24 protein-coding genes are annotated in these 26960 nt (G+C 71.6%); 14 read left to right on the top strand and 10 right to left on the bottom strand.

What is annotated here, in order from left to right; all coding sequences use genetic code 11:
• Window positions 1–329 precede the first annotated feature (329 nt).
• From ACH4DZ_RS04265 to ACH4DZ_RS04245, 5 genes are read left to right on the top strand one after another with little or no spacing between them, the layout of a single operon-like run.
• Entirely contained in the window at window positions 330–1943 is a 1614-nt protein-coding gene (locus tag ACH4DZ_RS04265; protein WP_398285362.1) for a sensor histidine kinase, read from the top strand.
• A gap of 5 nt (window positions 1944–1948) precedes the next feature.
• Window positions 1949–2359, top strand: coding sequence for a roadblock/LC7 domain-containing protein (locus ACH4DZ_RS04260; protein WP_055611716.1), 411 nt, complete (start codon window positions 1949–1951; stop codon window positions 2357–2359).
• On the top strand, window positions 2356–2727 hold the full coding sequence (locus ACH4DZ_RS04255; RefSeq protein WP_107022312.1) for a DUF742 domain-containing protein: 372 nt from the start codon (window positions 2356–2358) through the stop codon (window positions 2725–2727). Before ACH4DZ_RS04260 ends, ACH4DZ_RS04255 begins: the two co-directional genes overlap by 4 nt.
• Window positions 2708–3322, top strand: coding sequence for a GTP-binding protein (locus ACH4DZ_RS04250; protein WP_398285361.1), 615 nt, complete (start codon window positions 2708–2710; stop codon window positions 3320–3322). Before ACH4DZ_RS04255 ends, ACH4DZ_RS04250 begins: the two co-directional genes overlap by 20 nt.
• The gene (locus ACH4DZ_RS04245; protein ID WP_398285360.1) at window positions 3319–4575 is read left to right on the top strand and encodes a cytochrome P450; all 1257 of its coding nucleotides are present in this window, start codon (window positions 3319–3321) and stop codon (window positions 4573–4575) included. Before ACH4DZ_RS04250 ends, ACH4DZ_RS04245 begins: the two co-directional genes overlap by 4 nt.
• Before the next feature lie 213 nt (window positions 4576–4788).
• On the opposite strand, the gene ACH4DZ_RS04240 is transcribed toward ACH4DZ_RS04245, so the two are convergent.
• Window positions 4789–5820 carry a 7-epi-alpha-eudesmol synthase gene (locus tag ACH4DZ_RS04240; RefSeq protein ID WP_398285359.1) on the bottom strand — a complete coding sequence of 344 codons (1032 nt, stop codon included), beginning with the start codon at window positions 5818–5820 and terminating at the stop codon, window positions 4789–4791.
• A gap of 355 nt (window positions 5821–6175) precedes the next feature.
• Between ACH4DZ_RS04240 and ACH4DZ_RS04235 the strand changes: the two genes are divergently transcribed.
• On the top strand, window positions 6176–6568 hold the full coding sequence (locus ACH4DZ_RS04235) for a VOC family protein (RefSeq protein WP_398285358.1): 393 nt from the start codon (window positions 6176–6178) through the stop codon (window positions 6566–6568).
• Window positions 6569–6630: 62 nt separating this feature from the next.
• Here ACH4DZ_RS04235 and ACH4DZ_RS04230 read toward each other — a convergent pair whose 3' ends face one another.
• The 3 genes from ACH4DZ_RS04230 to ACH4DZ_RS04220 all read right to left on the bottom strand — a co-directional run bounded on the left by ACH4DZ_RS04230 (window position 6631) and on the right by ACH4DZ_RS04220 (window position 8564).
• A complete protein-coding gene (locus tag ACH4DZ_RS04230; RefSeq protein ID WP_398285357.1) occupies window positions 6631–7098 on the bottom strand; it encodes a peroxiredoxin in 468 nt (155 codons plus the stop codon).
• Between the two features lie 61 nt (window positions 7099–7159).
• Window positions 7160–7456 (bottom strand): DUF4235 domain-containing protein, encoded by a 297-nt coding sequence (locus tag ACH4DZ_RS04225; RefSeq protein WP_398285356.1) that lies wholly within the window; start codon window positions 7454–7456, stop codon window positions 7160–7162.
• Between the two features lie 79 nt (window positions 7457–7535).
• Window positions 7536–8564 carry a glutathione S-transferase family protein gene (locus tag ACH4DZ_RS04220; protein WP_398285355.1) on the bottom strand — a complete coding sequence of 343 codons (1029 nt, stop codon included), beginning with the start codon at window positions 8562–8564 and terminating at the stop codon, window positions 7536–7538.
• Between the two features lie 95 nt (window positions 8565–8659).
• On the opposite strand from ACH4DZ_RS04220, the gene ACH4DZ_RS04215 reads away from it, so the two are divergent.
• On the top strand, window positions 8660–9640 hold the full coding sequence (locus tag ACH4DZ_RS04215; protein WP_398285354.1) for a cation diffusion facilitator family transporter: 981 nt from the start codon (window positions 8660–8662) through the stop codon (window positions 9638–9640).
• A 50-nt stretch (window positions 9641–9690) separates the two neighbouring features.
• On the opposite strand, the gene ACH4DZ_RS04210 is transcribed toward ACH4DZ_RS04215, so the two are convergent.
• The 3 genes from ACH4DZ_RS04210 to ACH4DZ_RS04200 form a co-directional block, all read right to left on the bottom strand.
• Window positions 9691–10140, bottom strand: a complete 450-nt coding sequence (locus tag ACH4DZ_RS04210) for a nitroreductase family deazaflavin-dependent oxidoreductase (RefSeq protein WP_398285474.1) — start codon at window positions 10138–10140, stop codon at window positions 9691–9693.
• A gap of 182 nt (window positions 10141–10322) precedes the next feature.
• A complete protein-coding gene (locus ACH4DZ_RS04205) occupies window positions 10323–11783 on the bottom strand; it encodes an aldehyde dehydrogenase family protein (protein ID WP_398285353.1) in 1461 nt (486 codons plus the stop codon).
• Between the two features lie 121 nt (window positions 11784–11904).
• Window positions 11905–12492 carry a TetR/AcrR family transcriptional regulator gene (locus ACH4DZ_RS04200; RefSeq protein ID WP_398285352.1) on the bottom strand — a complete coding sequence of 196 codons (588 nt, stop codon included), beginning with the start codon at window positions 12490–12492 and terminating at the stop codon, window positions 11905–11907.
• A 172-nt stretch (window positions 12493–12664) separates the two neighbouring features.
• Between ACH4DZ_RS04200 and ACH4DZ_RS04195 the strand changes: the two genes are divergently transcribed.
• Both ACH4DZ_RS04195 and ACH4DZ_RS04190 read left to right on the top strand, forming a co-directional pair.
• Window positions 12665–13192 carry a DUF1348 family protein gene (locus ACH4DZ_RS04195; protein ID WP_398285351.1) on the top strand — a complete coding sequence of 176 codons (528 nt, stop codon included), beginning with the start codon at window positions 12665–12667 and terminating at the stop codon, window positions 13190–13192.
• A gap of 9 nt (window positions 13193–13201) precedes the next feature.
• Window positions 13202–13717: a flavoprotein gene (locus tag ACH4DZ_RS04190; RefSeq protein ID WP_398285350.1), complete on the top strand. Its 516-nt coding sequence runs from the start codon at window positions 13202–13204 to the stop codon at window positions 13715–13717.
• 76 nt (window positions 13718–13793) lie between these two features.
• On the opposite strand, the gene ACH4DZ_RS04185 is transcribed toward ACH4DZ_RS04190, so the two are convergent.
• Window positions 13794–14684 (bottom strand): endo alpha-1,4 polygalactosaminidase, encoded by an 891-nt coding sequence (locus ACH4DZ_RS04185; RefSeq protein WP_398285349.1) that lies wholly within the window; start codon window positions 14682–14684, stop codon window positions 13794–13796.
• 440 nt (window positions 14685–15124) lie between these two features.
• Between ACH4DZ_RS04185 and ACH4DZ_RS04180 the strand changes: the two genes are divergently transcribed.
• The 4 genes from ACH4DZ_RS04180 (at window position 15125) to ACH4DZ_RS04165 (ending at window position 20206) form a co-directional block, all read left to right on the top strand.
• Window positions 15125–15346, top strand: coding sequence for a hypothetical protein (locus tag ACH4DZ_RS04180; RefSeq protein WP_398285348.1), 222 nt, complete (start codon window positions 15125–15127; stop codon window positions 15344–15346).
• A 166-nt stretch (window positions 15347–15512) separates the two neighbouring features.
• The gene (locus ACH4DZ_RS04175) at window positions 15513–18398 is read left to right on the top strand and encodes an AAA family ATPase (RefSeq protein WP_398285347.1); all 2886 of its coding nucleotides are present in this window, start codon (window positions 15513–15515) and stop codon (window positions 18396–18398) included.
• 125 nt (window positions 18399–18523) lie between these two features.
• Window positions 18524–19540: an NAD(P)-dependent oxidoreductase gene (locus tag ACH4DZ_RS04170; RefSeq protein ID WP_398285346.1), complete on the top strand. Its 1017-nt coding sequence runs from the start codon at window positions 18524–18526 to the stop codon at window positions 19538–19540.
• Between the two features lie 18 nt (window positions 19541–19558).
• The gene (locus tag ACH4DZ_RS04165; RefSeq protein WP_398285345.1) at window positions 19559–20206 is read left to right on the top strand and encodes an HAD-IA family hydrolase; all 648 of its coding nucleotides are present in this window, start codon (window positions 19559–19561) and stop codon (window positions 20204–20206) included.
• 21 nt (window positions 20207–20227) lie between these two features.
• Here ACH4DZ_RS04165 and ACH4DZ_RS04160 read toward each other — a convergent pair whose 3' ends face one another.
• Both ACH4DZ_RS04160 and ACH4DZ_RS04155 read right to left on the bottom strand, forming a co-directional pair.
• Window positions 20228–22093 carry a glycoside hydrolase family 9 protein gene (locus tag ACH4DZ_RS04160; protein WP_398285344.1) on the bottom strand — a complete coding sequence of 622 codons (1866 nt, stop codon included), beginning with the start codon at window positions 22091–22093 and terminating at the stop codon, window positions 20228–20230.
• 166 nt (window positions 22094–22259) lie between these two features.
• On the bottom strand, window positions 22260–23534 hold the full coding sequence (locus tag ACH4DZ_RS04155; protein ID WP_398285473.1) for an arsenic transporter: 1275 nt from the start codon (window positions 23532–23534) through the stop codon (window positions 22260–22262).
• Between the two features lie 361 nt (window positions 23535–23895).
• Between ACH4DZ_RS04155 and ACH4DZ_RS04150 the strand changes: the two genes are divergently transcribed.
• Window positions 23896–26958, top strand: a complete 3063-nt coding sequence (locus ACH4DZ_RS04150) for a ricin-type beta-trefoil lectin domain protein (protein WP_398285342.1) — start codon at window positions 23896–23898, stop codon at window positions 26956–26958.
• Window positions 26959–26960: the final 2 nt, after the last annotated feature.

Here is a 26960-nt window from a genome sequence, read left to right as displayed (position 1 = left end):
CGGCCATGAGAAGGGCGGATCCCGGCCAGTAACCCGTGGCGTATGCACCTATTTAACCCGCCCACGTTGGATCATGGTGGTGGGTCAAGGGATTTATCGACTCAAAGGGCCTGGTGGGAGCGTAACGAAACCTTCACGGCGAGGGGTCGGCCACGGTGATCCGTTGGAGATCAAACCCGATAAGGTTCCCTGAGGTGCGGCGAGTTGACGCGAGAACAATCGGTTGTCACTCGCTGTCCACGCATGCCTGTCACGGGGTCGACCACCTCGTGACGAGTGCAGCCCCCCGAGTTTCCCCCTGTTCGATCGTGTTGCTTTGAAGGATGCAGATGGAACTTGCCACTCCGCCACCGGCGGCGCGGGCACCGGTCCCCTGGTACAGCTGGTGGCTGCTGCCACTGGCCTTAGGGGCCGGCACCGTCGTCGCCGCGGTCGTCGGCTCCGACCAGGTCCGAATACCCGCGATCGTCTCCGGCGTCGTCGTCACGGCCGCGAGCGCCGTCACCGTACGGCTCCTGATCCGCTCCCAGCGTCAACTGCGCAGCAGCGCGGGTGAGTTCAGAAACGCGCAGGCCGAGCACTCCCAGCAGTGGCAGCAGCACGTGGCCGGCCTCGAACGCAAACACGCCGCCGATCGCGCCGCCCACGACACGCAGCTCGCCGAACAGGCCACGGTCTACGAGACGCGGATCGCCGAGCAGAACCGGGCCTGGCAGGAACAGCTGGACCGGCAGCTCGCCGCGGTCGCCCAGCTCGCCGACGGCCTGCTGCCCGACGCGCTGGAGCGGCTCAGGGCCGGTGACTCCATCGACGACCTGCTGCCCACGGCCGGCCAGGGTGCCGAGGTCGGAGCCGAACTGCAGACCGCGCTGCGCAAGGCGCTCAGAACCGCGCTCATGGGTGTGGAGCAGGAACTCGACCGCTCCACCTCCGCCGAGCAGGCCGTCATCAGCATCGGCAGCCGTATCCACGTACTGACCAGCAAGCTGCGCGGCCGGCTGCACGAGATGCAGGGCGAGCACGGCAGGCTGCCGTCCGTCGCCCAGGGACTGATGGAGCTGGACCAGGAGCTCGGCCCCGCCGACTCCCTGGCCGCGAGCATCGGCGTACTCGGCGGCACCGACCGGCCCGGCCGTCAGTGGCAGGAGCCGCAGCGGCTGCTCAGTGTGGTGCGCGGCGGCATCGGCCGGATCAGGGACTTCGACCGGGTTCAGGTGCAGTACCTGCCCGAACTCGGCGTCGACGGCGGTCTGGTGGACCACCTCACGCTGATCTTCGCCCATCTGCTGGACAACGCGGCGCGCTACTCGCCGCCCACCGAGCCCGTGATCGTCTCGGGCAAGGAGGTCCCGAACGGCGTCGGCGTCGAGATCCAGGACTCCGGCAAGGGCCTGAGCGAGGAGAAGAAGCAGGAGGCTCTCCAGGCGCTCGAAGGCGTGGCCCCCGGTCCCGGTATCGGCGGCGTGTCCGAGGACGCGCACCTCGGTCTGCGGGTGGTGGGAGTGCTGGCCCGCCGGTACGGCATCAGGGTCACCTTCGCGGACTCGCCCTGGCTCGGTACGTCGGTGGTCATCGTGGTACCTCACAAGTACTTCAGCCAGCTGCCCGCCGTCGTCACCGCACCGGCCCCGGCCGCCCAGGTGACGGCCGCGCCGGACACCGAGGCCGTCGAGAGCGACCCGGCCCAGGCCGCGGAGCCGGAGGAGACCGGGGACACCACGCCCGGCGGTCTGCCCAGGCGCCGCAGGCGAGCCGAGTCCGAGCGGCCCAAGGCGGCCGTACGGGAGGACGACTCCGTCGCCACCGCCTCGCACGCGGTACCGCCGGACGCGTCCTTCACCGGCCTGGCCGCCTTCGCCACGGCGGGGCGTGAGCCGATCGCCGACCGTGAGCCGACCTCCGGCGTTGAGTCCACAGAGCACCGCACGGAAGAGAGCGACTAGTCCTCATGACGCAACAGGGAACCGACGTGAGCTGGGCGCTCCGCGATCTGGTCGAGAGCATCCAGGAGATCCGCTTCGCCCTTGTGGCCTCCAGCGACGGCAAGGCCATCACCTCCTACGGTGCCGACGACCCCGACGACGTGGACCGCTTCGCCGCCGTGGTGGCGGGACTGCAGGCGCTGGCCCAGCCGGTGGCCGAGCAGTTCCCCAAGTACGCCGGGCAACTGCGCCTCGCGATGATCGAGGTCGACGGTGGCCACCTCTTCGTGGTGCGCGCGGGTGTGGAGACCTACCTCGGCGTGCTGGCCAGGGAAGGACTCGACCAGGGCCTCCTCGGCCACCAGATGAGGGACCTGGCCCGCAGGATGGGTGAGCTCCTCGGCACCACTCCGCGTCTGGAGGAGCACTCTGGATGAGTGGTCCCCGTCGACCCACGGACCCGTCCGGTCTTGAGCGCTACTACGTCCTCACGGGCGGTCGCAGCGGACCGGGCGGTTCGTCGTCGAGCCTTGACGTGGCGACCCTCATCACCTCCCGTGCGGCGGCCGGTCCCGGCCTGCAGCACGAACACGAGGAGATCCTCCGGCGCTGCCGTGATCCGTTGTCGGTGGCCGAACTCGGCGCCCACCTCGGACTGCCCTTCAACATTCTCGCGGTGCTCTTGGCCGATCTGCTGGACGCAGGCCGCGTTGAAGCCCGTGATCCCATCCCGGCGTCAGGCGCCGGTCGCGGGCCCGACCTCGCGCTCCTTGAGGAGGTACTCAGTGGACTTCAAAGGCTTTGACCATCCCGACCGCAACCCGGCCGACGGCGCGGCCGGTGCCCGCTCGGTGAAGGTGATGATCGCCGGCGGATTCGGCACCGGAAAGACCACCATGGTCCGGTCCGTCAGCGACATCAAGCCGCTCACCACCGAGGAGACGCTGACACAGGCCAGCGCCGACGTCGACAACCTGATCGGGGTGGCGGACAAGCAGGAGACCACGGTCAGCCTGGACTTCGGCAAGATCGGCATCAACGACCAGCTGATGCTCTACCTGTTCGGCACCCCCGGGCAGGAACGGTTCTGGTTCCTGTGGAACGGCCTCTTCAAAGGCGCGCTCGGGGCCGTGGTCCTGGTCGACACCCGCAGGCTGGCCTCCAGCTTCCGGGCCATCGAGGAGATGGAGCGGCAGAACGTCCCGTTCGTGATCGCCCTGAACGTGTTCCCGGACTCCAAGGACCACCCGGTCGAGGAGATCCGGGACGCCCTCGACATCTCCCCGGACATCCCGGTGGTGGCCTGCGACGCCCGCGACCGGGCCTCCAGCCGTGATGTGCTCATCGCGCTGATCCGGCACCTCAAGGAACGCTCCGCCGTCGCACTGGAGTCCCGATGACCGACCAGCCCTTAAACGACGGCCCCGACGCCCCGCGCGGCTGCCCGGTCGCGCACGGCGGGGGAGCGGACCCCACCCGGCTCTACGGGCCCGAGGCCGCCGTCGACCCGATCGGCATCTACGGGCGGCTGCGCAAGGAGCACGGGCCCGTTGCGCCGGTCCTGCTGGAGGGTGACGTGCCCGCCTGGCTGGTGCTCGGCTACCGGGAGAACCGGCGGGTGCTCGACAACCCCCGCCAGTTCAGCCGGGACTCGCGGATCTGGCGGGACTGGAAGGAGGGCCGCGTCGAGAGCACCTCACCGCTGATGCAGATGGTGGGCTGGCGGCCCGACTGTGTCTCGCAGGACGGCGAGCCGCACCGCAGGCTGCGCAGCGCGGTCACCGACAATCTGCAGGCCGTCTCGGGCCGCGGCATCCGCCGGCACGTGACGCACTTCGCCAACAAGCAGATCGACGCGTTCGCCGAGACGGGCAGCGCCGACCTGGTGTCCGAGTACGCCGAGTACCTGCCGATGCTCGTACTGACCAGGGTGTTCGGGCTCGCGGAGAGCGAGGGACGGCGGCTCGCCGAGTCGTCCGCGCAGGTCATCAAGGGTGGCGCGGAAGCGCTCGCCCACAACGACCGCATCATGCAGATCCTTGGCGAACTCACCGAGCGCAAGCGGGTGGAGCCCGGCTCCGACTTCACCACCGGGCTGCTGGAACACCACGCCGACCTCGACGAGGACGAGATCGTCAACCATCTGCGGCTGGTGCTGATCACCGCGCACACCACCACCAGCAACCTGCTGGCCCGGGTGCTGCAACTGGTCCTCACCGACGCGGGGCGGCTCTCCGGGCTGGTCAGCGGGCAGCTGAACATCTCCGCCGTCGTGGAGGAGGTCATGTGGAACACCCCGCCGCTTGCCGTCCTGCCGGGGCGGTTCGCGACCGCGGACATGGAACTCGGCGGGCACCGGCTCCAGGAGGGTGATCTGCTGGTGCTCGGCCTGACCGCCGGGAACATCGATCCGGAGATCCGGCCCGACGTGGGTGTCTCCGTGCACGGCAACCAGTCGCATCTGGCGTTCAGCGGGGGGCCGCACGAATGCCCTGGGCAGAACATCGGGCAGGCGATCATCGAGACCGCCGTCGATGTTCTGCTGCACCGGTTGCCGGGCTTGCGGCTCGCTGTGACTCCGGAGGAGCTCACGGCTACCGCGTCCACGTGGGAGGCACGGTTGGACCGGTTGCCGGTTCAGTTCGCCTCGTAGGCCCGTAGGCCCGTAGGCCCTTGGCCCGTTCCCGTTCGCCGGGGGCGGGCCTTCGGCCTGTTCGGGTTGTGTGTCGGCTGCGGGGGCGTGGGGGCTGGTCGCGCACCCGCGGCGGAGCCGCATGTGTCACAGTCCCGCGCCCCCGAAGGCGGCCCCTCTTCAGCAGGCGGGCTGCTGAAGAGGGCCGGGAAATCGTTGTCAGACTGCCAGGCGTCAGACTGCCAGGAGGTCGTCCAGGGAGCCCTTGCCCGCCAGTTCCGCCTTGGACGCGGGGGTTTCCTTGTCGGCGGCGTAGCGGCCCGAGGTCAGCGCCCATTCGTAGTTGCCGTTGATCCAGTGCTGGATCGCCTCGACGCCCATCCGGACCCTGCCGCGCTCCTCCTCGTTCAGGCCGAGTTCGTCGCACATCTGCGGGACCTGCGACTCCAGTTCGAGGTACTCGGCGAGGCGGTCCGTGGTCATCCGGAACGCCTCGTCGGCGGCCTCCTGCCAGCCGCACCGGCGCTCCCGGTGCAGGACGGCTATCAGGTTGTGCCCGTCCCCCCGGCGTTTCTCGCGCTCGAAGGAGTGGATGTCGTTCATGAAGCCGATGGTGTCGGCGGCGAGGTCCCGCATCCTCTCCATCAGCGGATGGGCCTCCGCCTCGGGGGGCACCTCGAAGCCGCGGCTGCGCTCCCCGGCGTCGATGCTGTGGTGGATGCCCACCGTACGGCGACGGAACGCCGCGTACTCCTGGAGGTCGAGCGTGCCGGCCAGGCCGCGGGAGGCGAGGTCGACCTCCTCGGTGTGCGCCACGAGGAAACGGCCCCAGGAGGCCGCGAACCGCGTACGCCATGTCAGAGACATGCCATCCGAAAGATGGGCCCAGACCTCGGCCCAGGCCATCGTGATGGGGCAGACCACCCGGGGGGTGATGCCCGCGGGCCGCAGGGGGGTGACGATGAGTTCACGCGCCACCTCCGCTATGCGGTCTGCACGGTCGGGCCTGCCCGAGTCGAACTGGTCGTCGAAGAGGAAGGCCAGCGAGAACCAGTTCATCAGGACGACCATGTCGTCGGCGGAGGCGTGGGGATAGGTCCGGGCGGCGGCCTGGGGCAGGTCCCAGGACCGGTACTCCGCGAAGCCGGCGTTGCTGCGTACCAGGCCCTTGTCCCACACCCAGCGCAGGTGGCGGGCCTGGGCGTAGTCGAGATGTGCGCTGACCGGGGTGGCGAAGGGGAGGTCGAACCTGACGTCCTGCGGCATTCGCGTCCTTCCTTGAGACGAATTCACAGGGCCCCCACCCCTGCGCGCGGGCGTGCGAAAGTGACGCCCACTGACTCGAACTGCGCTTCCTGAGGCGAAAGTTGACTCGATTTACGCTACGAGGTTGCCCTGATCGTAAATGATCTATGCCGCGACCTCGGTGACTTCATCGTGACCTGCGTTACATCGCCCCGTGACCTCGGCGATTTGTCGGCCTCCGCGGCTGAATGTGTGCGGTTGCCCCCTCCGGGCCGCACTCGGCCGGTCGCGCGGGCTGTTTGCCACGCGACGGGGTACCCGGTCAACGAGCAGTGGGCGGACGGCCGTTCGCGCTCGGCCCGTCTTCGGAGGAGATATGGCACTGGTAGTGGCAGGCATCGTGGTTCTGGACTGCTCGGAGCCCGAGAAACTCGCCGCGTTCTACAAGGAGTTCCTCGACGGCGAGGAGACCGACGCGACGGCGAACCGGGTGGAGATCCAGGGCGCCGACGGCATGCGGATGGCGTTCCGGCGGGATGTGAACGCGACCCCGCCCAGCTGGCCGCGCCCCGAGAACTCCCTCCAGGCCCACCTGGACTTCTACGTCGAGGACCTGGACGCGGCCGAGCGCAAGGTCATCGGGCTCGGCGGGCGCCCGCTGGAGACGAAGGACGCGGGCGGCCCGTACGAGGAGCGCGGTTACGCCGATCCCTCGGGCCACTCGTTCACCCTGCGCACGGTGTCGGCGACCGCGCCCAAGCAGGGCTGAACCGCTCCCCAGGGATTCGGAAAAGCCGGAGAACCGCAACAAGCCGGGGATGGACACACTGTTCAGGCGCGGTGCGCGCGCAGGGCCGCCAGGGCGCGGTCCGCGTGCGCGCTCATCCGGAGTTCGCTGCGCACCACTTCGAGGATCGTCCGGTCCTCGGCGATGACGAAGGTGACCCGCTTGGTGGGCGCCAGCGAGAACCCCCGCTTCACCCCGAACCGCTCGCGGACCGTACCGTCCGGGTCGGACAGCAGCGGATACCCGAGGGTGTGCTTCTCGGTGAACTCCCGCTGGCGCTCGACCGTGTCACCGCTGATCCCCACCGGCCGCGCCCCGGCAGCCGTGAACTCCGCGGCCAGATCGCGGAAGTGGCAGGCCTCGGTGGTGCAGCCCGAGGAGAGCGCGGCCGGATAGAAGAAGAGCACGACAGGACCTTCGCCCAGCAGCTCCGAGAGCTGCCGGGGCGTGCCCGTCTCATCGGGGAGAGTGAAGTCCTCGACGGTGTCGCCCACCGCTGCCTGGTTCGTCACGACTGGCTCCCTGACTGTCGGCCACCTGTAGGAAGGCCACCGTACTGGACGGTACGGAGCGTCAGTCGCGGCCCCCCTTGTCGTCGCCGGGCCACACTCCGGTGGAGCGCTCGATGGCCTTCGCGCCGGTGCGGTCCGCCGCGCTGCGGACGACCGCGAAGATCGCGCCCTGGACGGCCGCCGCGAGCAGCACCTCGCCCCAGCCGCGGTCCTTGTCCAGCGCGTCGGGCGCGTCGTCCTCGTGGCGGATCACCTTCCAGACCTTCTGGAACGCCAGCCCGGCCAGGGTTCCGCTCGTCCAGCCGAGCAGGAATCCGACGGGCTTGTAGACGACGGGCAGGCTCTTCTTCTTCGGCACCTGGCTCTCCTTCGATAGCTGTTTTCCAGGACATCAGGCGAGTGTCCAGTTCAGCGGCGAATACGCGGCCCCGCTCCCGTCAGGGCCGGCCCGCCGCCGGTACCTCCTCGCCCTCGCGCACGGGACCCGGCGGGCTCCCGTCCCCGAACGGACGCCCGCCCAGCTCCTCGCGGCCGTGCGAGGTCAGCCAGCCGGACAGGTCGGGGCCGAGCGGCACGATCCGGGTCGGGTTGATGCCCTCGTGGACCTGGTAGTAGTGCCGCTTGATGTGATCGAAGTCGACGGTGTCCCCGAACCCGGGCGTCTGATAGAGATCGCGGGCGTACGCCCACAGCACCGGATCCTCCGTCAGCTTGCGGCGGTTGCACTTGAAGTGGCCGTGATAGACCGCGTCGAAGCGGACCAGGGTCGTGAAGAGCCGGATGTCCGCCTCGGTGATCGTGTCCCCGACCAGATACCGCTGCCCCGCGAGCCGCCCCGACAGCAGCTCCAGCCGTCGGAACACACCCTCGTAGGCCGCGTCGTACTCCTCCTGGCCGGTCGCGAACCCGGCCCGGTACACCCCGTTGTTGACGTCCTCGTACACCTCCTCCATGACCTCGTCGATCTCGTCGCGGAGTCCCTGCGGATAGAGGTCGGGCGCCCCTTCGCGGTGCAGGTCCCGCCACTCGGTGGCGAGGTCCAGCGTGAGCTGCTGGTAGTCGTTGGTCACCAGGCGCCCGCTGTCCACGTCCACCACGGCGGGCACACTGACACCACCCGGAGCGCCCGGCTCACGGGCCTCGTAGGCCTCGGCGAGGTAGCGGATGCCCAGTACCGGGTCACGGCCGCCCGGATCCAGCGTGAACCGCCAGCTGCGGTCGTCCTGGACCGGGTCGGTGACCGCCATCGGCAGGGCGTCCTCAAGCCCCAGCAGCCGTCGCGAGATCACCGCGCGGCTCGCCCAGGGGCAGGCCCGGCTGACGACCAGCCGGTAGCGCCCGGCTTCGACCGGCCAGCCGTCGCGTCCGTCGGCCGTCACACGGTCCGAGAAGTGGCTCTTCGACCGCTTGAAGGACTTCTTCCCGTACGCGCTGTTGCCCTCGCCGTTGTCATCGGTGCCGCTCATCCGGTGTCTTCCTTTCGTACGTCCGCCTATGTACGGGTTCCCCGAAAACCGCCGTCACCTCGTGTGAGGGAGGGTGAGTGGGGCATTCGGCGGAGGTGAACCGTAAGCCTTCCTCCCCTTCGGACCGCCGCACCCGTGTCACCGTGCTGGTGGCGCTGGCCGCCAACCTCGTGATCGCCGTGGCCAAGGCCGTGGGCGGCCTGTTCGCCGGATCGCCCGCCCTGCTGTCGGAGGCCGCGCACTCGGTGGCCGACAGCCTGAACGAGGTCTTCCTGCTGGCCGCCCTGCGCCGCAGCCGGCGGCCCGCCGACCACCGTCACCCCTTCGGCTACGGAAAGGAACGCTTCTTCTGGTCACTGCTGGCCGCCGTGGGCATTTTCCTGATGGGCGGCTGCTTCTCCTTCTTCCAGGGCTTCGAAGCCCTGGGCAGCGAGGGGTCCGAGTCCCACAGCGGCTATGTGGCGGGGCTCGTGGTCCTCGTCGTGGCCCTCCTCGCCGAGGGAGGGTCCCTGCTGCGGGCGCTCCACCAGGTGCGCCAGCAGGGCGGACTCTCCGCCGAGATCCGTGACCCGGCACTGCGCACCGTCATCGCCGAGGACGGCACCGCCGTACTGGGCGTGCTCTTCGCGATCGCCGGCATGGCCCTGCACATGGTCACCGGGCAGGTCGTCTACGAGGCGTCGGCCTCCATCGCCATCGGGGGCCTCCTGGTCTACGTGGCGTACCGGCTGGGCCGTGACGCGCGCGACCAACTGATCGGGCAGGCCACCGACGAGGAGTCGAGCGGCCGCATCCGTGCCCTGCTGGAGGCGCAGCCCGAGATCGACTCCGTGGAGTCCCTGCTGACCATGCAGCTCGGCCCCGACTCGACCCTGGTGGCCGCCCGCGTCGACCTGACGCCCGGCCTGGACAGCGAGGAGGTCGAACTCGTCGCCGTGCGCATCAAGGAGTCCGTCCGCAATCTGGTCCCGCAGGTCGACCAGATCTTCCTCGACGTGACCGACGCCCGCCTGGCGCGCCGCGCGGCCGGACATGAGAACGGCCCCGCCGCGACGGGGGAGCGCGGCGGGACCTGAACGTCGGGTGCCCGACGCTCACGACGTCATGCACACCTTCTTCGAACGGCTCAGTCGCCGGTGGTCGGCTCCAGGACGAAGACCGGGATCTCGCGGTCGGTCTTCTTCTGGTAGTCGGCGTAGTCCGGGAACGCGGCGACCGCCCGCTCCCACCACTGGGCCTTCTCCTCGCCGGTCACCTCCCGCGCGGTCATGTCCTGGCGCGTGGGGCCGTCCTGGAGTTCCACCTGGGGGTCGCCGACCACGTTGTGGTACCAGACGGGGTGCTTGGGCGCGCCGCCCAGCGAGGCGACGGCGGCGTAGCGGCCCTCGTGCTCGACCCGCATCAGCGGCGTCTTGCGGATCTTCCCGCTCTTCGCGCCCCGGGTGGTCAGCACGATCACGGGACGTCCCGTCTCGCGCAGGGTCGTTCCCTCGGTACCGCCGGAGCGCTCGTACAGCTCCACCTGATCGCGCACCCACTGGGTGGGACTGGGCTCGTACTCACCCTCAAGAGGCATGTCATCCATCCCATCGATCGTCGTCATGTGCGACTCGTGCAGGTTCGTGCCGGCTCCCGCCGGCTCCTGCCGACTCGGAATTCAACACGTTCGCCTCGTTCTTTTCATCCCGCACGAGACGTTTCACCCTCACACCTGCCCGAGTACCGCCGTACGAGTCATCACCGGGGCCTGTCGCGGCACTAGAACGGGAAGTGCGCCTGCTGCGTGGCCAGGGTCACCCAGCGGGTGTTGCTGAACGCCTCGATGCCCCAGCGCCCGCCGAAGCGCCCGTACCCGCTGCCCTTGAATCCGCCGAAGGGAGCGTTCGGTTCGTCGGCGACCGACTGGTCGTTGACATGCACGATGCCGGTACGGATCCGGCGGGCGACCCTGAGCCCATGGGTGCCGTTCTCGGTGATGATCCCGCAGGTCAGCCCGTGCTCCGTGGAGTTGGCGAAGGAGATCGCCTCGTCGTCCGTGGCGAAGGCGCTGATCACGGCGAGCGGGCCGAAGGCCTCTCCGCGGTACAGCTCGGCCTCCTCGGGAAGATCGGTCAGGACGGTCGCCGGATGCACGGCTCCCTCGGGCGCGGCGCCCCCGGTGAGGACGGTCGCGCCCTTGGCGACGGCGTCCTCCACGAGCGCCGCGACCCGGCGGGCGGCGTCCAGGGTGACGAGCGGGCCGACGACGGTGTGCGGATCGGCCGGGTCGCCGGACGCGAGCGACTCGGTCTTCGCGGTGAACTTGGCCGTGAACTCCTCGGCCAAGCTCTCGTGCACGAGGATCCGGTCGGCGGACATGCAGATCTGACCGGAGTTCATGAAGACGGAGAAGACGGCCGCGTCGACCGCGTAGTCGACGTCGGCGTCGTCCAGCACGATCACCGAGTTCTTGCCGCCGAGTTCGAGGACCGCGGGCTTCAGATGCCGGGCCGCGTGCACACCGATGATCCGGCCGACCCCCGTGGAGCCGGTGAAGTTGACGGCCCGTACGCGCTCGTCGGCGACCAAGGCCTCGGCGACGGCTGCCGCGTCCTCGGGGGCGTTCGTGATCACGTTCAGGACGCCGTCGGGCAGGCCCGCCTCGCGCAGGATGTCCGCGATGAACAGACCGCAGGCGATCGGCGCGTCCTCGCTGGGCTTCATCACCACGGTGTTGCCCGCGGCGAGCGGCGCGGCGACGGCCCGTACCCCCAGGATGACCGGGGCGTTCCACGGCGAGAAGGCGGCCACGACACCGACGGGTTCACGGACCGCGAGACCCAGCGCGCCCTCCTCCTGAGCGCTCAGGACCTCTCCGCGCGGCGCGGTCACCGCGGCGGCGGCCTCGCGGAGGATGTTCGCGGCGAGACCGACGTTGAACATGGCCCAGGGCCGGGTGCCGCCCACCTCGCCCGCCATGATCCGTACGGCGTCCTCGGTGCGGGCCTCCAGGAGGTCGGCCGCGGTGAGGAAGATCTTGCGCCGCTGCGCCGGACCGAGCGCGGCCCACCCCTCGAACGCGGCGTCGGCGGCGTCCACGGCCCGGGTGACGTCCTCGACGCCCGCCGCGGCGACCGTGGCGTACAGCTGCGAGCTGTAGGGATTGACGTCCTCGGCGGTACGGCCGGAGACCGCGGGCTGGTCCTTGCCGCCGATCAGCAGGTCACGATGGAGGGTCATGCGCGGCTCTTCCCGTCGGGCGACGCGCGCGGCGCGCTCCGCGACGGAACGCCCGCGTTCGCCTGGTGAACAATCGTCCGTTGAATCTTCAATTGGAGTCTGCAACCCGGCGGGGCGTCAGTCAATGGCCGACCGGCACGCCGTTCGAGTCGGCTGAGCCGTACGAGTCGACCAGCGTGCGGGCCGCCCGGGCGGCTCGGGTGGCGGGCTCCGCGCTCTGTTCGACGGCGGCGGTGACCATGGCGCCCTCCGCCAGCAGATACAGGTGACCGGCCAGTTCCGCGGGCAGCCCGGCGTCGTCCACCAGGCGGCCCAGGTACTCCTTGAAGGCCCGTTTGTGGGCGCGGACCTGCGCGGCCACCGGCTCCGACACGGCACCCAGCTCCCCGTACGAGTTGATCCAGGCGCAGCCGCGGAAGTCGGGCTCGCGGAACCACCGGCCCAGCCAGTCGAAGACCGCGAGGACGCGCCGCCGTGCGTCCGCGTGACCGTCCACATGCTCGGCGAGCCGCTGCCGCCAGCGGAGGTCGCGCCGCTCCAGGTAGGCCACCACCAGCTGCTCCTTGGCGGGGAACAGCTGGTAGAGCCGTTTGAGCGAGACCCCGGAGGCGCCGCGGATGTCGTCCATGCCGACGGACTGTATGCCGCGCCCGTAGAACAGGGTCTCCGCCGCGTCCAGGGCCTGTTCCCTGGCGACCGCGATCTCCATGTACCGGCTCACTCCTTGGTCTTGGAAGTCTTGGAAGTCTTGGGGCCCCTGGAGGTCCTGACTTCGTGTCTTGACGCGAGAACCACCGTTCTCTACGTTAGCAGCCACCCGGGAGAACGCACGTTCTCAAGCCTCGCCGACTCACCGGTAAGCCCACCCCGAGAGGATCCGCATGACCGACGCCGACCGCCCGCCCCTGCCGCCCTTCACCCGGGAGACCGCCGAGCGAAAGGTCCAGGCGGCGGAGGACGCCTGGAACACACGCGATCCGCTGAAGGTCTCACTCGCCTACTCGCAGGACTCGGTCTGGCGCAACCGCGACACCTTCGTCACCGGGCGCGCCGGGATCGTGGAACTGCTCACCGCGAAGTGGCGGCGCGAGGAGGAGTACGCCCTGCGCAAGGACCTCTGGGCCTTCGACGGCAACCGCATCGCCGTCCGCTTCCAGTACGAGTGCCGTGACGCCGACGGCCAGTGGTGGCGTTCGTACGGCAACGAGCTGTGGGAGTTCGACGAGCACGGCCTGATGACGCGGCGCGAGGCCAGCATCAACGACGTGCCGATCGAGGAGAAGGAGCGCCGGATCCTCGGCCCGCGGCCGGACTCGGAGCGCGGGGGACCAGGGGGAGAAGGGGGAGAAGGGGGAGAAGGGGAACGAGGCGGGCGAGGGGGACGAAGGGACTCGTTCCCGGTTCAGTAGGGTTTCCGGGTGACTGAAAAGGCCCGTAAGCCCTTCCTGTATGTCGTCGTCTGCGCCGCCGGAGTCGCCGACGGCATCGGTGAGTTGATCGCCCTGGCGCGGGAGCGGGACTGGGAGGTCGGTGTCATCGCGACCCCGGTGGCGACGGGTTTCTTCGACGTCGCGGCGGTCGAGACGCAGACGGGCCGACCGGTGAGGTCCGCCTGGCGTTCGCCCGGTGATCCGCGTCCGTTCCCGGACCCGGACGCCGTCGCCGTGGCGCCCGCCACCTTCAACACCGTCAACAAGTGGGCGGCCGGCGTCTCCGACACGCTCGCCCTGGGCACACTCTGTGAGGCGTACGGGATGGGCGTGCCGATCTCCGTACTGCCCTGTGTGAGCGAGGCGTTGACCGCCCACCCCGCCTATCGGGACAGCCTCAAGAGGCTGCGCGGGATGGGGGTCCGGTTCGGGGAGCAGGCCTTCGGCGGACCGGAGCAGCGCGGGTTCCGCTGGGAGCAGGCACTGGATCTGCTGGAGCGCTGACCCGCGGGGAGCAGTGGGTGCTGGGCTGCGGTCAGCGGGGCCGGGCTATGGGCCAGCGGGTCAGCAGATCAGCGGGTCAGCCGGTCTCGCGGACGTAGTCGTCGCTGTCGGGCGTCGACACCTGCAGGTCCCGGCGCACGATGCTCAGCCGGTCGCCGAAGCCCGAGAGGGCCTTCTTGAAGCCCTTGTCGGTGTACTCCACGACAACGACCTTGTCGTCGAAGGCGTCCGCGTACTCACCGCATTCGTCGTACGCGCCGCACTCCTCCACCACGGCGAAGTCGAGCCCGGCACGGGAGCGTCGGTCCGCCAGTTCCACGGTGTTCTTCTGGGCGATGGCCAGGCCCCGCGTGTGCGCGCGTTGCGAGAGCAGCTTGATGAAGGACACCGCGTCGTCCGCGTTCAGCAGTCCGTGGGAGCGGGTGTAGCTGTCGTAGTTGTCCGGCTCGACCGCATCGAAGCCCTTGTCCGCGCAGCCGTCGATCCACTTGTCGACCCGGGCCGCGACCCGCTTGCGCTTGGCGGGTGTGCCGATGTCGAGCAGCGCCTCGTCCCAGTCGGCGTCGATGACGACCTTGCCCTTCTTGTCCCGCAGCAGCAGGTCGTCGGGCCAGTCGTCCCGTTCGTCGGGCTGGGCCTGGAAGGCGTTCACGTAACAGATGTTGTAGAGACCGCGTGCGGGGTCGGCGCCGCGGTCGCGGGCGACGATCCGGACGCCGGACGGCGGGGTGTAGGCGCCGCCGATCTGGTAGTCGAAACCGTCGGGTACGGGGGGTAGCCGGACGGCCCCGGAGCTGGACTTCGTGCTGTCCGCGCCGGCGGTGCTGTCAGGGCTGCCTTGGCCGGCTGTGGTGTCGGCGGGGTCCTTGCCGTCCCCGTCCGGCGTGCAGGAGGCCAGGGCCGCGAGGGTCACCAGGGCGGCGGCGGCCCTGAGAAATCCCGTGCGGGGGCCACGCTTGGCGGGCATGTCCGCTCCATCGTTCGCGAGTACGACCCCGCCTCGGACTCCGTGACGGTCCTGGCGACTGTGGCCGGACTGCGGAGCTTGTCCACCGGCTGGGCGCACCTCTGGGTGCCGGGATGTGGGCCTCGGCACGTCTGGATCAAAGCGTGCGGGGGGTTGTGCGTCAAGTTCGCGGGGTTTGGGCTGTTGCCTGGCGGCGGCTTCGTGGGGGCGATCGGCGCCGGCTCGGTGCCGACTGTGGCGTGCGGGCCGTGGCCTGCGATCGCCTGCGGCCGCCCGCGGTCCTCGGCGTCCTCGGCAGCCTTGTCGGGTGCGGGCCGGTGGGGGCTGGGCGCGCAGTTCCCCGCGCCCCTGGGGTGGGCGGGGGATTGGGTCGGATGTCGGCTGCGGGTGGGTGGGGGTGCGCGGCGGGCCCGTGCCTCGCCTGCCCCGAAGCCGGCGGCTTGCCCGGCGACGGTTTCGGGTTCGGGTTCGACGAGCTGATGGCGGCCCGTGCGGCGGGGCTGGCCCGCGACCTCGCTGAGTTGGCCGAGCAGCGCGACGACGTGATGGTCGCGGAGATCGACGCCACCCACGCCATGCTGCTGCAGAATCCGCGCGCGGTGGCCGACGCGGTCCTGGAGTTCGCCGCACGGACGGCCGGCCCGACGGGACCTTCCCTGTGAGGTCGCGGCCCTTCCTGTGCGTCACGGGGCACCCGGTGCGATCGGGAATGTCTCGTGAGCGATAATCGTGCATATGGTGTGACGATCGGGCATTTCCTCCGAAGTGGCGAAGGTCACGCACCGAGGGCCGGTGGACCAGTCACCGGGAATCAGCGGAAGGAGACGCGTGAACCACGCGGCGGGGACGGACGACGGCGCCCGGATCGTCGGCAGGGACCGCGAACTGACCCTGCTGACCGGGCTGGTGAAGGGGCTGTCCTCGGCGGACCCGACGACGGAACTCCCCGGAACCGGTGTGCTCGTGGTCACCGGCGCCCTCGGCTCGGGCAAGAGCGTCCTCCTGGACGAGGCCTGCCGGACCGCCCGCGCGGCCGGCGTACGGGTGCTGCGCTGCACGGGCTGTGAGGTCGAGGCCGGGCTGCCCTTCGCCGGACTCCACCAGCTGCTGCGCCCGGTCCTGGACCTCGCTCAAGAGCTTCCCGCACGCCAACGAACAGCCCTGCTCGGCGTGTTCGGACTGGACGGGGACGCGGAACCGGACAGCGCCCGGAATCCGCTGCTGACCTCCCTCGGCGCGCTCACGCTCCTCTCCGATCTCGCGGCGCGCGGCCCGGTGCTGCTGGTGGTGGACGACGCCCACTGGCTGGACGTGGGCACGCTCGACACCCTGGCGTTCGTGGCCCGGCGCCTGGAGGGCGAGCCCGTCGCGATGCTGGTGGCGGCCCGCGACACCTCCGTACCCGCGCAGTTCGCCCGTGAGTTCCCGCTGCTGTGCGTCGACCCGCTGGACCCCGCGGACGCCGGACGCCTGCTCGACCTCCAGCCGGAGGCCCCGGCGGGCCGGGCCCGCTCCCGCATCCTCGACGAGGCCGCCGGGGTGCCCCTGGCGCTGGTCGAGCTGGCCAGGGCCGTGGCCGGCGACCCGTGCGCCGCCCGGGACTCGCTGCCCCTCACCGACCGCCTGGAGGCGATCTTCGCCCAGGACCTGCCCGCCCTGCCGCCCGCCACCCGGCAGCTGCTCCTGCTGGCCGCCGCCGCGGAGACCGCCGAGCTGCCCCTCATCCTCTCGGCCGCGGCCCCCGACACGACCCCCGCCGACTGGCACCCCGCCGAGCACGCCGGACTGATCCGCATCGACGGCGGCCACCTCCGCTTCCGGCACCCGCTGATCCGCTCGGCCGTCTACCAGTCGGCGACCTACGCACAGCGGCACGCGGCCCATCTGTCCCTCGCCGAGGTCTTCACCGGCGACCCGGACCGCCGCGCTTGGCACCGCGCCGCCGCCGTCGAGGGCGTGGACGAGGGGGTCGCCGAGGAACTGGAGGACGGCGCGGGCCGCTCCCGGCGCCGTGGCGGATACGCTGCCGCCGCCACCGCCCTGGAACGCGCGGCCCAGCTCAGCCCCGACCCCGCCGACCGGGCCCGCCGCCTGGTCCGCGCCGCGACCATGGCGATGTACGCCGGACACCCCCGCTGGGTCGCCGAGATCACCGCCCGGGTCACCGCGCTCACCGAGGACCCCGCCGTGCTCGCCGAGGCCTCGCTCCGTGCGGGCTGGGCGCTCGCGGTCACCACCCAGTTCGAGGGCTCGCTCGGCTATCTGCTGCCCCTCGCGGACGCCGCGACCGACGAGAACCCCGTCCTCGCCCTGGACGCCCTGGCGACGGCCACCACACCGGCGTACAACTCCGGCGAACCCGCACACCGCGAGAAGATCCTGCGCATCGCCGAGCGCGTCCCCGCGCAGGAGGACGACACCGACCGCCTGTGGATCCTGGCGGGCACGGACCCGCTGCGCCACCGGGCCCGGGCCCTCGCGCTGCTCCACGCCGACCGAAACGGCACCGACCGAAACGGCACCGGCCGGGACAGTGCCGGCCGGGACAGTGCCGGCCGGGACGGTCCGGCGGCCGACGAGGGGAGCGGTCCCGTACGCGACCGGCCCCTCTCCCAGCTGATCACCTGGGGCGCGGCGGCCTGGGTGCTCGATGAGACCGGCGAGGCCGTCCAACTCCTGAGCGGTGCCCTGGAGCACCTTCGTCGCTCACCGACCGGCGGAGCCAACGCGACCGTGGCGCAGGCCCTCGCGCTCGCCCAGTACGAGAGCGGCGCGTGGACGGCGGCCCGCGCCTCCCTCGACGAGGCGTACCGCACGGCGGCCGAAGGCGGCCTGGAGAACGTGGTCGCGGGCGCGCCCCTCCTCGGCGCCACCCTGCTCGCCCTGCGCGGCGACTCCGACGCGGCACGCACCGCGGTCCACCGTGCCGTCCACGGCGTGGACCTGCCCGCCTGCCGCAGCCTGCAGGTCCGGGCCCACTACGCGCTGGGCGCGGCGGCGCAGGCGGAGGGCGACCACGCGGCGGCGTACGACCGTTTTCGTGCCGTCTTCACCCAGGACGGCGAACCCCTGCACTTCCACGCCTCCGACTACCACCTCGCGGACCTCGCGGCCGTCGCCGTGCGCACCGGGCGGGCCGAGGAGGCGCGGGCGGTCCTCGACGCGGCCGGACGGCGGCATGCCGAGAGCGAGGTGTCCCCGCGCCTCGCCGCCCTGGTGGACCGGGCCCACGCCCTGCTGGCCGAACCGGACGACTCCGAACGGCACTTCCAGCGGGCGCTCGCCCGTCCGACGGGCGACCGGTGGCCCTTCGAGCGCGCCCAGACCCGGCTCGACTACGCGGAATGGCTGCGCCGCCGCCGGCGCGCCACCGAGGCACGACCCCTGCTCTCCGCCGCCCTGGAGGTCTTCGAGAACCTCGGGGCCCGGCCGTGGACGGAACGCGCCCTCGCGGAACTGCGGGCGGCGGGCGTCAACGCCACCTCCGCCCCCGGCCGGCAGACGGACCTGTCCGAACTCACCCCGCAGCAACTGCAGATCGCCCGCCTCGCCGCGGCGGGCCTGACCAACCGGGAGATAGGCGAACGCATCTTCCTGTCGCCCCGTACGGTCGGCTTCCACCTCTACCGGATCTTCCCCAAGCTGGGCGTCACGGCCCGCGCCCAGCTGCGCGACGTACTGCCCGACGCGCTGCGGGAGGTTCCCGGGGCCTGAGCGCGGGTAGCGACCGGCCGTGCTGCCGCACCGACGGCGGCCAATCACCGTGCGTACGGAGGCCAGGAGATACGGAGGCCGGAGATACGGAGGGCAGGAGAACCGTGACGGATGCAAGGAGACCCGTGAGCACCCCGCACAAACCGCTCGTGATCCTGCGCCCCGACCCGCACCCCAGGGAACGCATCTTCAGGCCGGACGCGCTGACCCGCCTCCACGACCGCTTCACCGTCGTCGAGCCCGACACCGAGGACGCCTTCGACCGGGCGCTGCCGGACGCCTTCGCCGTCGTCGGCCAGCCCGGCCTGCCCGCCGAACGCCTGGAGCGCGCGGGCGAGTTGAGAGCCCTGCTCAACGTCGAGGGCAACTTCTTCCCGAACGTCGACTACGACGTGTGCTTCCGCCGCGGCATCCACGTCCTGGGCTGCGGACCCGCCTACGCCCAGGCCGTCGCCGAGTACGCCCTCGGACTCGCCCTCGACCTGGCACGCGGCATCAGCCGCGAGGACCGTGCCTTCCGCGCCGGACGGGAGCGGTACGTGTCCGAGAGCACCGCCGACTCCGTACTGCTGCGCGGCGCGGACGTCGGCCTCATCGGATTCGGGAACCTCGGCCGCGGCCTCCACCCGCTCCTCGCGCCCTTCCGCCCGACCCTGCGCGTGTACGACCCCTGGCTGCCGCCCGCCGTCCTGCGCGAACAGGGCCTGGTGCCGGCCACACTCGACGAGACCCTGGCCCGCAGCACGTTCGTCTTCGTGCTCGCCACGGTCACCGACGACAGCCGCCATCTGCTCGGCGAGCGCGAACTGGCACTGCTGCCCGACGGCGCCCGGCTCGTCCTCGTCAGCCGCGCGCCCGTCGTGGACTTCCCCGCGCTGCTCGCCCGGGTCGCCGCGGGCCGCCTCCTCGCGGGGATCGACGTCTGGCCCGACGAACCCGTCCCGGCCGACGAACCCGCCCGCTCACTGGAGGGCCTGGTCCTCTCCGCCCATCGCGCGGGCGGCATCCCGGACGCCTTCCTGAGCATCGGCGACATGGTCGTCGACGATCTGACCCTGCTCGCCCAGGGGCTGCCGCCCGCCCGTATGCAGGCCGCCGCCCGTGAACTCGTCGGCCGCTACCGCAACCGTCCCGTCGTCTGAAAGGCCCGGACCCCGTACATGAAGATCCCCTGTGAGGGCCTCCTCCTCGACAACGACGGTGTGCTGGTCGACTCCGACCTCGGTGTCGACCAGGCGTGGAGCCGATGGGCGCGGGCCCGCGGACTGTCCGCCGAGCAGGTCACGGCGATGGTGCACGGACGGCGTTCCGCGGACACCGTCGCCCTCCTGGTGACCGACCCGGGGGAGCGGCCGGCCGCCCTCGCCGAGATCGACCGTCTGGAGATCGAGGCGGCGGACACCACGACCGCGCTGCCCGGCGCCCTCGACCTCCTGACGAGCCTGCCGGACGGCAACTGGGCCGTCGTGACCTCCGGGGTCACCGCGCTCGCCCGCGCCCGTCTCGCCGCGGCGGGCCTTCCCCTGCCGCCCGTGCTCGTCACCGCGGACGACGTCACGAACGGCAAGCCCGCCCCCGACGGCTATCTCGCGGCGGCGGCACGCCTGGGTGCGGACCCGGCGCGGACCGTCGTCCTGGAGGACGCCGCCGCGGGTGCCGAGGCGGGGAAGGCGGCCGGTGCGTACGTCATCGGCGTCGGGCCGCGCGGCCTGGACACCGGCGCCCAGGTCGTCGTACGCGATCTGCGCGGGCTGACCTGGCACGACGGCGTACTCGACCTGGGCGCAGCGGACTTGCTGCGTTCCTGACCGGACGGGCCCGCGGGCAGCTCACCGGCGTTCGGCGGCGAAGGCCGCCAGCCACGCCAACGGGGCGTTCCAGTTGATGGTCACCTCGTTGGTGGAGTACGAGCCGATGTCGTCGATGTAGCAGGCCGCGGGCGAGCATCCGGCCAGGTGCTCCTGGGCCACCGGGTCCTGCAGACCGCTGTTGGGACCGCCCGCGAGGGAGCCCGCCGGCGGGTTCGGCAGGGAGGCGTCGTACTGGTGCGCCCAGAACCGGTGGTGCTGGTTCCTGGAGTACGTGTCGCCGTAACCCGTGACGTAGGAGAGATCCAGGGTGTTACGGCCCAGCAGGTAGTCCATCGACTCCAACACCCCTGCCCGATAACGCTGTTGACCGGTCAGCGCATAGGCGGTGGCCACGACGATCGCGTTGTTGGTGACCTGGCTGTTGGAGCCCCAGACGTACCCGTTCGCGGGGATGGGCACCGCGTAGCCCTGCCCGGCCATCGTGGCGAGGTGCCCGTCGGCGGCGGCGGTCACGGACGCCCGTACCCGCCGGATGTCGGAGGCGGGCAGCCCGTTCGGCACGGTCGCCAGGGTCAGCCGGCCCAGCGCCGCGGTGTCGGCCCAGTTGAAGCCGGTCGGGGTGAGGGCGTCCGCCGAGGTGTGCCAGGGCGAGGAGGTGACCGCGTCCCGGTAGGCGCGTTCTCCGGTCGCCGCGTACAGCTCGGCCGCCGCCCAGTAGAAGTCGTCGGTGACCTGGGTGTCGTTGTAGGGGCCGCCGCCGGTGCTGTCCGAATCCGGCGCGTACAGCGCGGGGTTGGCCTTCGCCGCGGTCCACGCCGTGCGCGCCACGCTCAGACACCGCTTCGCGTACGGGGAGTCGTAAGGCCTGAACACCCGCGCGCACTGTGCGGCCGTCGCGGCGAGATTGAGCGTGGCCGCGGTGGACGGGCGGTGCAACTCGCGGGGCTGGGGGTCCAGTTCGGGCCGCGTCGGGATACCCGTCCAGGCCGCGTCGTGAATTTTATGGAAGGCCGTGCCGGCGTAGGGCTTGCCGTCCGGAACCTGCATCCGCATCAGGAAGTCGAGCTCCCAGCGGGCCTCGTCCAGGACGTCCGGGACGCCGTTGCCGCGCTCGGGGATCCGCAGGGTCGAGTCGCCGAGCGCGGACGCGGTGCCCGCCCGCTCGGCGCGCGCGAAGGAGTCGACGAGCAGCCAGACGGAGATCCCGCCGTTGACGACGTACTTGCCGTGGTCACCCGCGTCGTACCAGCCGCCCCGTACGTCCTGGGTGTAGTCGCACACCCCCGCCTGGCACGGGACGTTCGTGTCGCCCTGGTTGGGAGCGACCCCGAGATGCCCGGCGGGCCGTGCGTACGAGGGGCCCACCAGGGAGGCCTCGATCGGCGTGCCGCTGCGCTGGTGGTAGAAGAAGGCCAGCGCGTCGCTGCGCAGACCGTCGTAGAGGTTCGCGCGGATGTCGAAGGGCGCGCTGCTCCATCCGTCGACCACCAGGACGAAGCCCGCTCCCGTCTTGCGGAACGCGGAGAAGTCCGCCACGTGGGTCGCCTCGCCCGAGGCCGCGTCCGTGCCGTGTACGACGGTCCGGCCGGAAGCGGCTGTGGCGCCCGACGCGCTGCGCAACTGCCAGTTCAGCGGCTCGGAGGCCGCGGTGACCACGGTGGCGCGCTTGGGGCCGTCCGGCAGGTAGCCCGCCTGGTTGACCCGCACCGGCGTGGTGGCCGCGGCGGGATCGGCGGCGGACTGCGCCCCGGCCGCGCCCGGCGCGAGGGCGAGGCCGCCGGTCAGGAGGACAGCTGTCAGCAGCCCGGCCGTCCTGCGTCTTCCGGCGCTTGCGGTCCGACGATGCGCGGGGCGGCGGCGGTGCACGTGAGGGAACATGGGCATGGAGCGTCTCCCGGTGCCTGGAATGGGGTCCATGGAGGGCGTCCGGCGCGGACGACAGAAGGGTGGGAGCGCTCCCAAAACGGAGCATTGCATGGCCATGTCACAGCGTCAATGCCCTTTGCGGGACCTCGCCCGTACGCGTGACTCCGGTCCCGAACATGTGAACTCAGGCCCCGAACACACGCAGTGAGAGCCAGAGCGCCCCCACGGCCGGGACCAGCGTGGCGGGCACGGTGAGCAGCCCGAGGCGGGTGAACTCACCGAGATCCACGCTGTGCTCGTGCTGGTGGACGATCCGCCGCCACAGCAGGGTCGCCAGCGAACCGGCGTAGGTGAGGTTCGGGCCGATGTTCACCCCGAGCAGGACGGCGAGGATCGGTCCGGGGCCGGCCGTCGCGGCCAGGGGCAGCAGGACCAGGACCGCGGGCAGGTTGTTGATGAGGTTCGCCAGCGCGGCGGCGAGGACCGCGATGCCGAACAGCGCGAGCAGGCCCGACGAGTCGGGGACCAGGTGGCCGAGCGCGTCCGAGAGGCCGTTGTCCACCACGGCGCGCACCACGATGCCCAGGGCCAGGACGAAGGCGAGGAAGGGCAGCGAGGTGGCCCGCACGACGGCGAGCGGTGTGGTGCGCCCGCGGGCCAGCGCCCGGACCGCCAGGACGAGGGCTCCCGCGAAGGCCGCCCAGGCCGGCTCGATCCCGACCGCGGACGTCACGACGAAGCCCGCGAGGGTGCAGGCGACCGTGGCCAGCGCGAACACGGGCATCTCGACGGGGTCGGCCTCGGCCGCTGCCGGTGAGCCTCCGTGCAGGTCGTTCGGTTCGGTCAGGTCGTCGGCGAAGAAGCGCCGGAAGACCAGGTACTCGGCGGCGATGGCGACGGCCCACGCGGGACCCATCAGCAGGGCGAACCGGGTGAAACTCAGCCCGCTGGCCGTGAACGCGAGCAGGTTGGTGAGGTTCGAGACGGGCAGCAGCAGCGACGCCGTGTTCGACAGATGGGCGCACGCGTACACGTGGGGTCCCGGCCGGGCGCCGAGGCGGGCCACGGTGGCGAACACCACCGGGGTGAGCAGGACGACCGTGGCGTCCAGGCTCAGTACGGCCGTGATGACGGACGCGAGCAGGAAGTTGGCGGCCAGCAGGCGTTGCGGACGCCCCTTCGACGTACGGGCCAGCCAGGCGCCGCAGGCCCGGAAGAGTCCTTCGTCGTCGCAGAGTTTGGCGAGCACGAGCACCGCGGCGAGAAAACCCACCACCGGGCCGAGCAGTTCGGCCTCGGCCCGCGCGTGGTCGAGGGAGATGGCGCCGGTGGCCATCACCAGTCCGGCGGCCGGGACGGCCACGGTGGCCTCCGGCAGACCGAACGGCCGGATCACGGCGCCGGCCAGTACCGCTACGAGCAGAAGAGCGGAAAGGGCGGTCGCGAATGTCGAGCTCAGGGTTCGTCCTTGGAAGGTGATTGTCGGTTTCGTTCGGTCGGTCGTTCGGTGCAATCGAAGCAGACGGCGGAGCGCCGGGGCGGACGGGGGTGCGAGTGTCGCCGCCCAGTCCTTCTGCTCGCTCTCGGGTCGCATATTCCAGCGGAATAGCGGGAGCCGTGCCCATTCCGAATTGCATTGCCCCTGCTCCCTGTTGACACTTTGTCTCTCACAAAACGCGGGCAGGCGAAGGGGATTGAAAGCGTTCTCTTGTTACCTGAGGGTTCGCTGTGTCAAAGTGCAGCTTGTCGGCGTGCAGACAACGATTTCCGTACCCGTTGGTATGGACTAATTCCGCTTGGTGCTCTGGAGGAAAGTGCACGTGAACGACGCGACCCCGTCGAATCCCCCCGCGATCGGCAGCCTGTTCGATACGACCGACGAGCGGCTTGCGGCAGAACTGAGGAAGGGGTCGGGCAGGACACCCGCCCGCTATCCCGCGGGGGAACTGCTGGGCCGGCACTGGGTACCCGTCTTCTCGTACGCGCGTCTGTGCGCGAACGGTGTGCAGTACGCCGGAATGCTCGCCACCGCCGCATTCACCCGCCTCTTCGGGGAATCCGTTCGACAGGTCGGACCCAGAGCGGCATGGCGGCCGGAGTTGCTGGTCGCCGTGCGCCGAATAGCGGGCGAATGGGACGCGGACAAACGCCGGGGGATGCTGAGTACCGCGTTGCAGTCCGCGCCGGGCGACAGCGAATCGGCCGCGGTTCGGCTGCTTCCGCCGAATGACCGGCGCCTGGTGTCCCTCGCGTTCCAGCGGCTGCCGGAGGCCGCCCGCTGCGTGCTGTGGCACGCGGAGGTCGAGTCCGAGGAACTCGCCGTACCGGCCCGGCTGCTCGGCCTTCCCGTCCGGGACGCCTCCCGGGCGCTGGAGCGCGCACGGGAACTGCTGCGTCAGTACTGCCTCGAAGCGCATCGCGAACTCGCTCCCGACGACGAGTGCCGCCGGTACAGCCGGCTCCTGGACGTCTCGCTCCGGCGGGGCGGCAACAGCGTCGATCCCGACCTGCGGCAGCACATGACCGGCTGCGAGCACTGCCCGTACTCGGCCGAGCAGCTGGACCAGTCGGGAGGCCGGCTGGCCGTACTGCTGGCCGAAGGGGTACTTGGATGGGCGGCCCGGGACTACCTCGACTCCAGGCCCGGACGCCGGCCCGGGGGCGACGAGACGACGGCGGGGCCCGTGGTCTCCACGGCACCGGGTTCGGGCCCCGACTCGGCCGCCGGCCGCCACCCGGGGGTCGACTTCTACTCGACCGGGGGTTCGTATCCGGGGGCGGGCTTCGCTGAGGGTGACGGTTCCGACTCCGACTTCGGTTCGGACTCCGACTTCGGTTCGGACTCCGACTTCGGTTCGGACTCCGGCGTGGGTCAGGGCGAGGGTGCGGGTGTGGGTCCCGCTGTGGGTACAGGTGCTGGGTCGGGGGTGGCGTCGGGTGACAGCTTCGGCCACGGACAGGGACCGGGCTCCGGTCCCGGGTCGGGTCCCGGCCTCGATTCTGGTCCCGGTCCCGGTCCCGGTCCCGGCCCCGGCTACGGACCCGACTCCGGTCCCGGCCTCGGCCTCGGCCCCGGCTCCAGCCACGGCCACGGCTTCGGCTCCGGCCAAGGCTCTGGCCCTCGGCAAGGCCGAGGTGGCGGTCCCGAGGGTGGGCCGGGGGTGGGTTCCTACCGAGGGACCGGCCCGCGGCCAGGTGCCGGGGGTGGCCTGGGCGGCGAGCCTCGTTCGCTTGCCGGTTCGGGCCGCAGTTCCGGTTCGGCTCCCGGTCCTGGTTCGGCTCCCGGTCCTGGCTCGGGCCCCGGCCCCGGACAGGGCCGCGGTGCTGGTCCCGGGCGCGGGCCGGAGGTGGGCTCCTACCGAGGGACCGGCCCGCAGGAAGGCGCCGGGCGCGGCCCGGGCGGCGAGCCCCGTTCGATCCCCGGCTACGGCCCCGGTTCCGGCGTCGGCACAGGCACTGGTACTGGCACCGGCCCAGTCCTTCGCCCCAGCCCCAGCCCCGGCCCTGGCCCCGGCCCTGGCCCTGGCCCTGGCCCTGGTCTGGGCCCCGGCCCCGGCGTCGGGCCCGGAATACGTCCCGGCCCTGGCACCCGCTCCGGCATCGGGTCCGGAGTCGGTGCCGGTCCTGGCCTCGGGGGTGGCGCCGGGCCCGACCTTGCCGACGAGTTCGATGCTGATGCCGACTCCGTCTGGGGTGCGAGTCCCGGGCGGGAGGCCGATTCCCGCCGGGTGGCCGGCGTCCGGCCGGGTGACGCGGCGGGCGCGGGTCCGAGGCCGGGTGCGGGACCGGCCCCGGGGTTCGTCGGGGCTCACGTGGGCATCGGCCGGTACCTCGGTGGCGGGTCGTTCCTGGGCGCGGGCCGGGCCCGGCGCCTCGGCCCCCGCCACGCCCTGCGGCTGCCGCCGCGCGCGGACGTCGGCGATCCCGGTGACACCGACAGGCGCTTCCCCCGGCGGCGCCGAGACCTCGCCCTGGCCGTACTCGTCGCCGGCGGATGCGTCCTCGTGACGCTGGTCCTGTGCGCCGGCGGCGACGACGAACCCACACGCCCTTCGGGCGCCGGCACGACCGCGGAAGAGCCGAACGAGGTCCCGACCAGAATCGGCGCCGGCGACACGGCGCCCGGCGCACACAGCGGACGGCTGCGCAACCAGGGCAGCGGCGACTGCGCCGGTGTCGCCGACGGCAAGGTCGGCGTGGGCGCGGAGGTCGTCCTCGGCACCTGTACCGCCTCGGAGCGGCAGCAGTGGTCGTACGAGAGCGACGGGCTGCTGCGGAGCCTGGCGGACCAGGATCAGGGCCAGGGCCAGGGCCAGGACCAGGACCAGGACCTGGACCTGTGCCTCGACTCCCGGCTCCCCTCCTCGGTCCGTCTGCGGTCGTGCGACGGCGAGAAGAACCGGGCGGGCGCCCGCTACGACTTCACCCCGGACGGAAATCTGGTCCCCCTGGGACAGCCGGCGCTCGCGCTGGCCCCGGTCTCGGGGGACGACGGGGCGGGGCTGGTCCTCAAGTCCCGTGACGACGGACCGGCCCAGCGCTGGGAGATCGACACCTCGGTGGACTCGCTCCAGATGGAGTGGATCACCTCGTACACGGACGGCGAGACGAACAAGCCGGCCCCGACACCGAGCAGCGGGCCGAAGCCCGGCCACACCGCAGCGCCGCCCCGCGAGCCGAAGCCCACGCCGTCCGAGGCGACTTCGACCCCGCGGCCCACGCCCTCCGCTTCCGGCTGGACCTGCTACGGCTACTACTGCTGGTACGACGACGGAAACGGAAACGGGGACGGGGACGGTGGCGGCTACGGGGGAGGGGGCGGCTACGGCGGTGGTTACGGCGGTGGCGGTTACGGGGGAGGCGGGTACGGCGGCGGGCACTGACC

The organism is Streptomyces sp. NPDC017991 (genome assembly GCF_044328075.1).
In the GTDB taxonomy this organism is placed as follows: domain Bacteria; phylum Actinomycetota; class Actinomycetes; order Streptomycetales; family Streptomycetaceae; genus Streptomyces.
This window is presented reverse-complemented; position numbering and strand designations above follow the sequence as displayed.

Excerpts from the sequence above, each read along its gene's own strand:
- ACH4DZ_RS04220 (WP_398285355.1), bottom strand. The coding sequence starts at position 8,564 with ATGAGCGGCACCGATGACAACGGCGAGGGCAACAGCGCGTACGGGAAG.
- ACH4DZ_RS04200 (WP_398285352.1), bottom strand. The coding sequence starts at position 12,492 with ATGGAGATCGCGGTCGCCAGGGAACAGGCCCTGGACGCGGCGGAGACC.
- ACH4DZ_RS04205 (WP_398285353.1), bottom strand. The coding sequence starts at position 11,783 with ATGACCCTCCATCGTGACCTGCTGATCGGCGGCAAGGACCAGCCCGCG.
- ACH4DZ_RS04165 (WP_398285345.1), top strand. The coding sequence starts at position 19,559 with ATGAAGATCCCCTGTGAGGGCCTCCTCCTCGACAACGACGGTGTGCTG.
- ACH4DZ_RS04160 (WP_398285344.1), bottom strand. The coding sequence starts at position 22,093 with ATGCCCATGTTCCCTCACGTGCACCGCCGCCGCCCCGCGCATCGTCGG.
- ACH4DZ_RS04245 (WP_398285360.1), top strand. The coding sequence starts at position 3,319 with ATGACCGACCAGCCCTTAAACGACGGCCCCGACGCCCCGCGCGGCTGC.
- ACH4DZ_RS04260 (WP_055611716.1), top strand. The coding sequence starts at position 1,949 with ATGACGCAACAGGGAACCGACGTGAGCTGGGCGCTCCGCGATCTGGTC.
- ACH4DZ_RS04265 (WP_398285362.1), top strand. The coding sequence starts at position 330 with ATGGAACTTGCCACTCCGCCACCGGCGGCGCGGGCACCGGTCCCCTGG.
- ACH4DZ_RS04185 (WP_398285349.1), bottom strand. The coding sequence starts at position 14,684 with ATGCCCGCCAAGCGTGGCCCCCGCACGGGATTTCTCAGGGCCGCCGCC.
- ACH4DZ_RS04210 (WP_398285474.1), bottom strand. The coding sequence starts at position 10,140 with ATGCCTCTTGAGGGTGAGTACGAGCCCAGTCCCACCCAGTGGGTGCGC.
- ACH4DZ_RS04240 (WP_398285359.1), bottom strand. The coding sequence starts at position 5,820 with ATGCCGCAGGACGTCAGGTTCGACCTCCCCTTCGCCACCCCGGTCAGC.
- ACH4DZ_RS04235 (WP_398285358.1), top strand. The coding sequence starts at position 6,176 with ATGGCACTGGTAGTGGCAGGCATCGTGGTTCTGGACTGCTCGGAGCCC.
- ACH4DZ_RS04195 (WP_398285351.1), top strand. The coding sequence starts at position 12,665 with ATGACCGACGCCGACCGCCCGCCCCTGCCGCCCTTCACCCGGGAGACC.
- ACH4DZ_RS04255 (WP_107022312.1), top strand. The coding sequence starts at position 2,356 with ATGAGTGGTCCCCGTCGACCCACGGACCCGTCCGGTCTTGAGCGCTAC.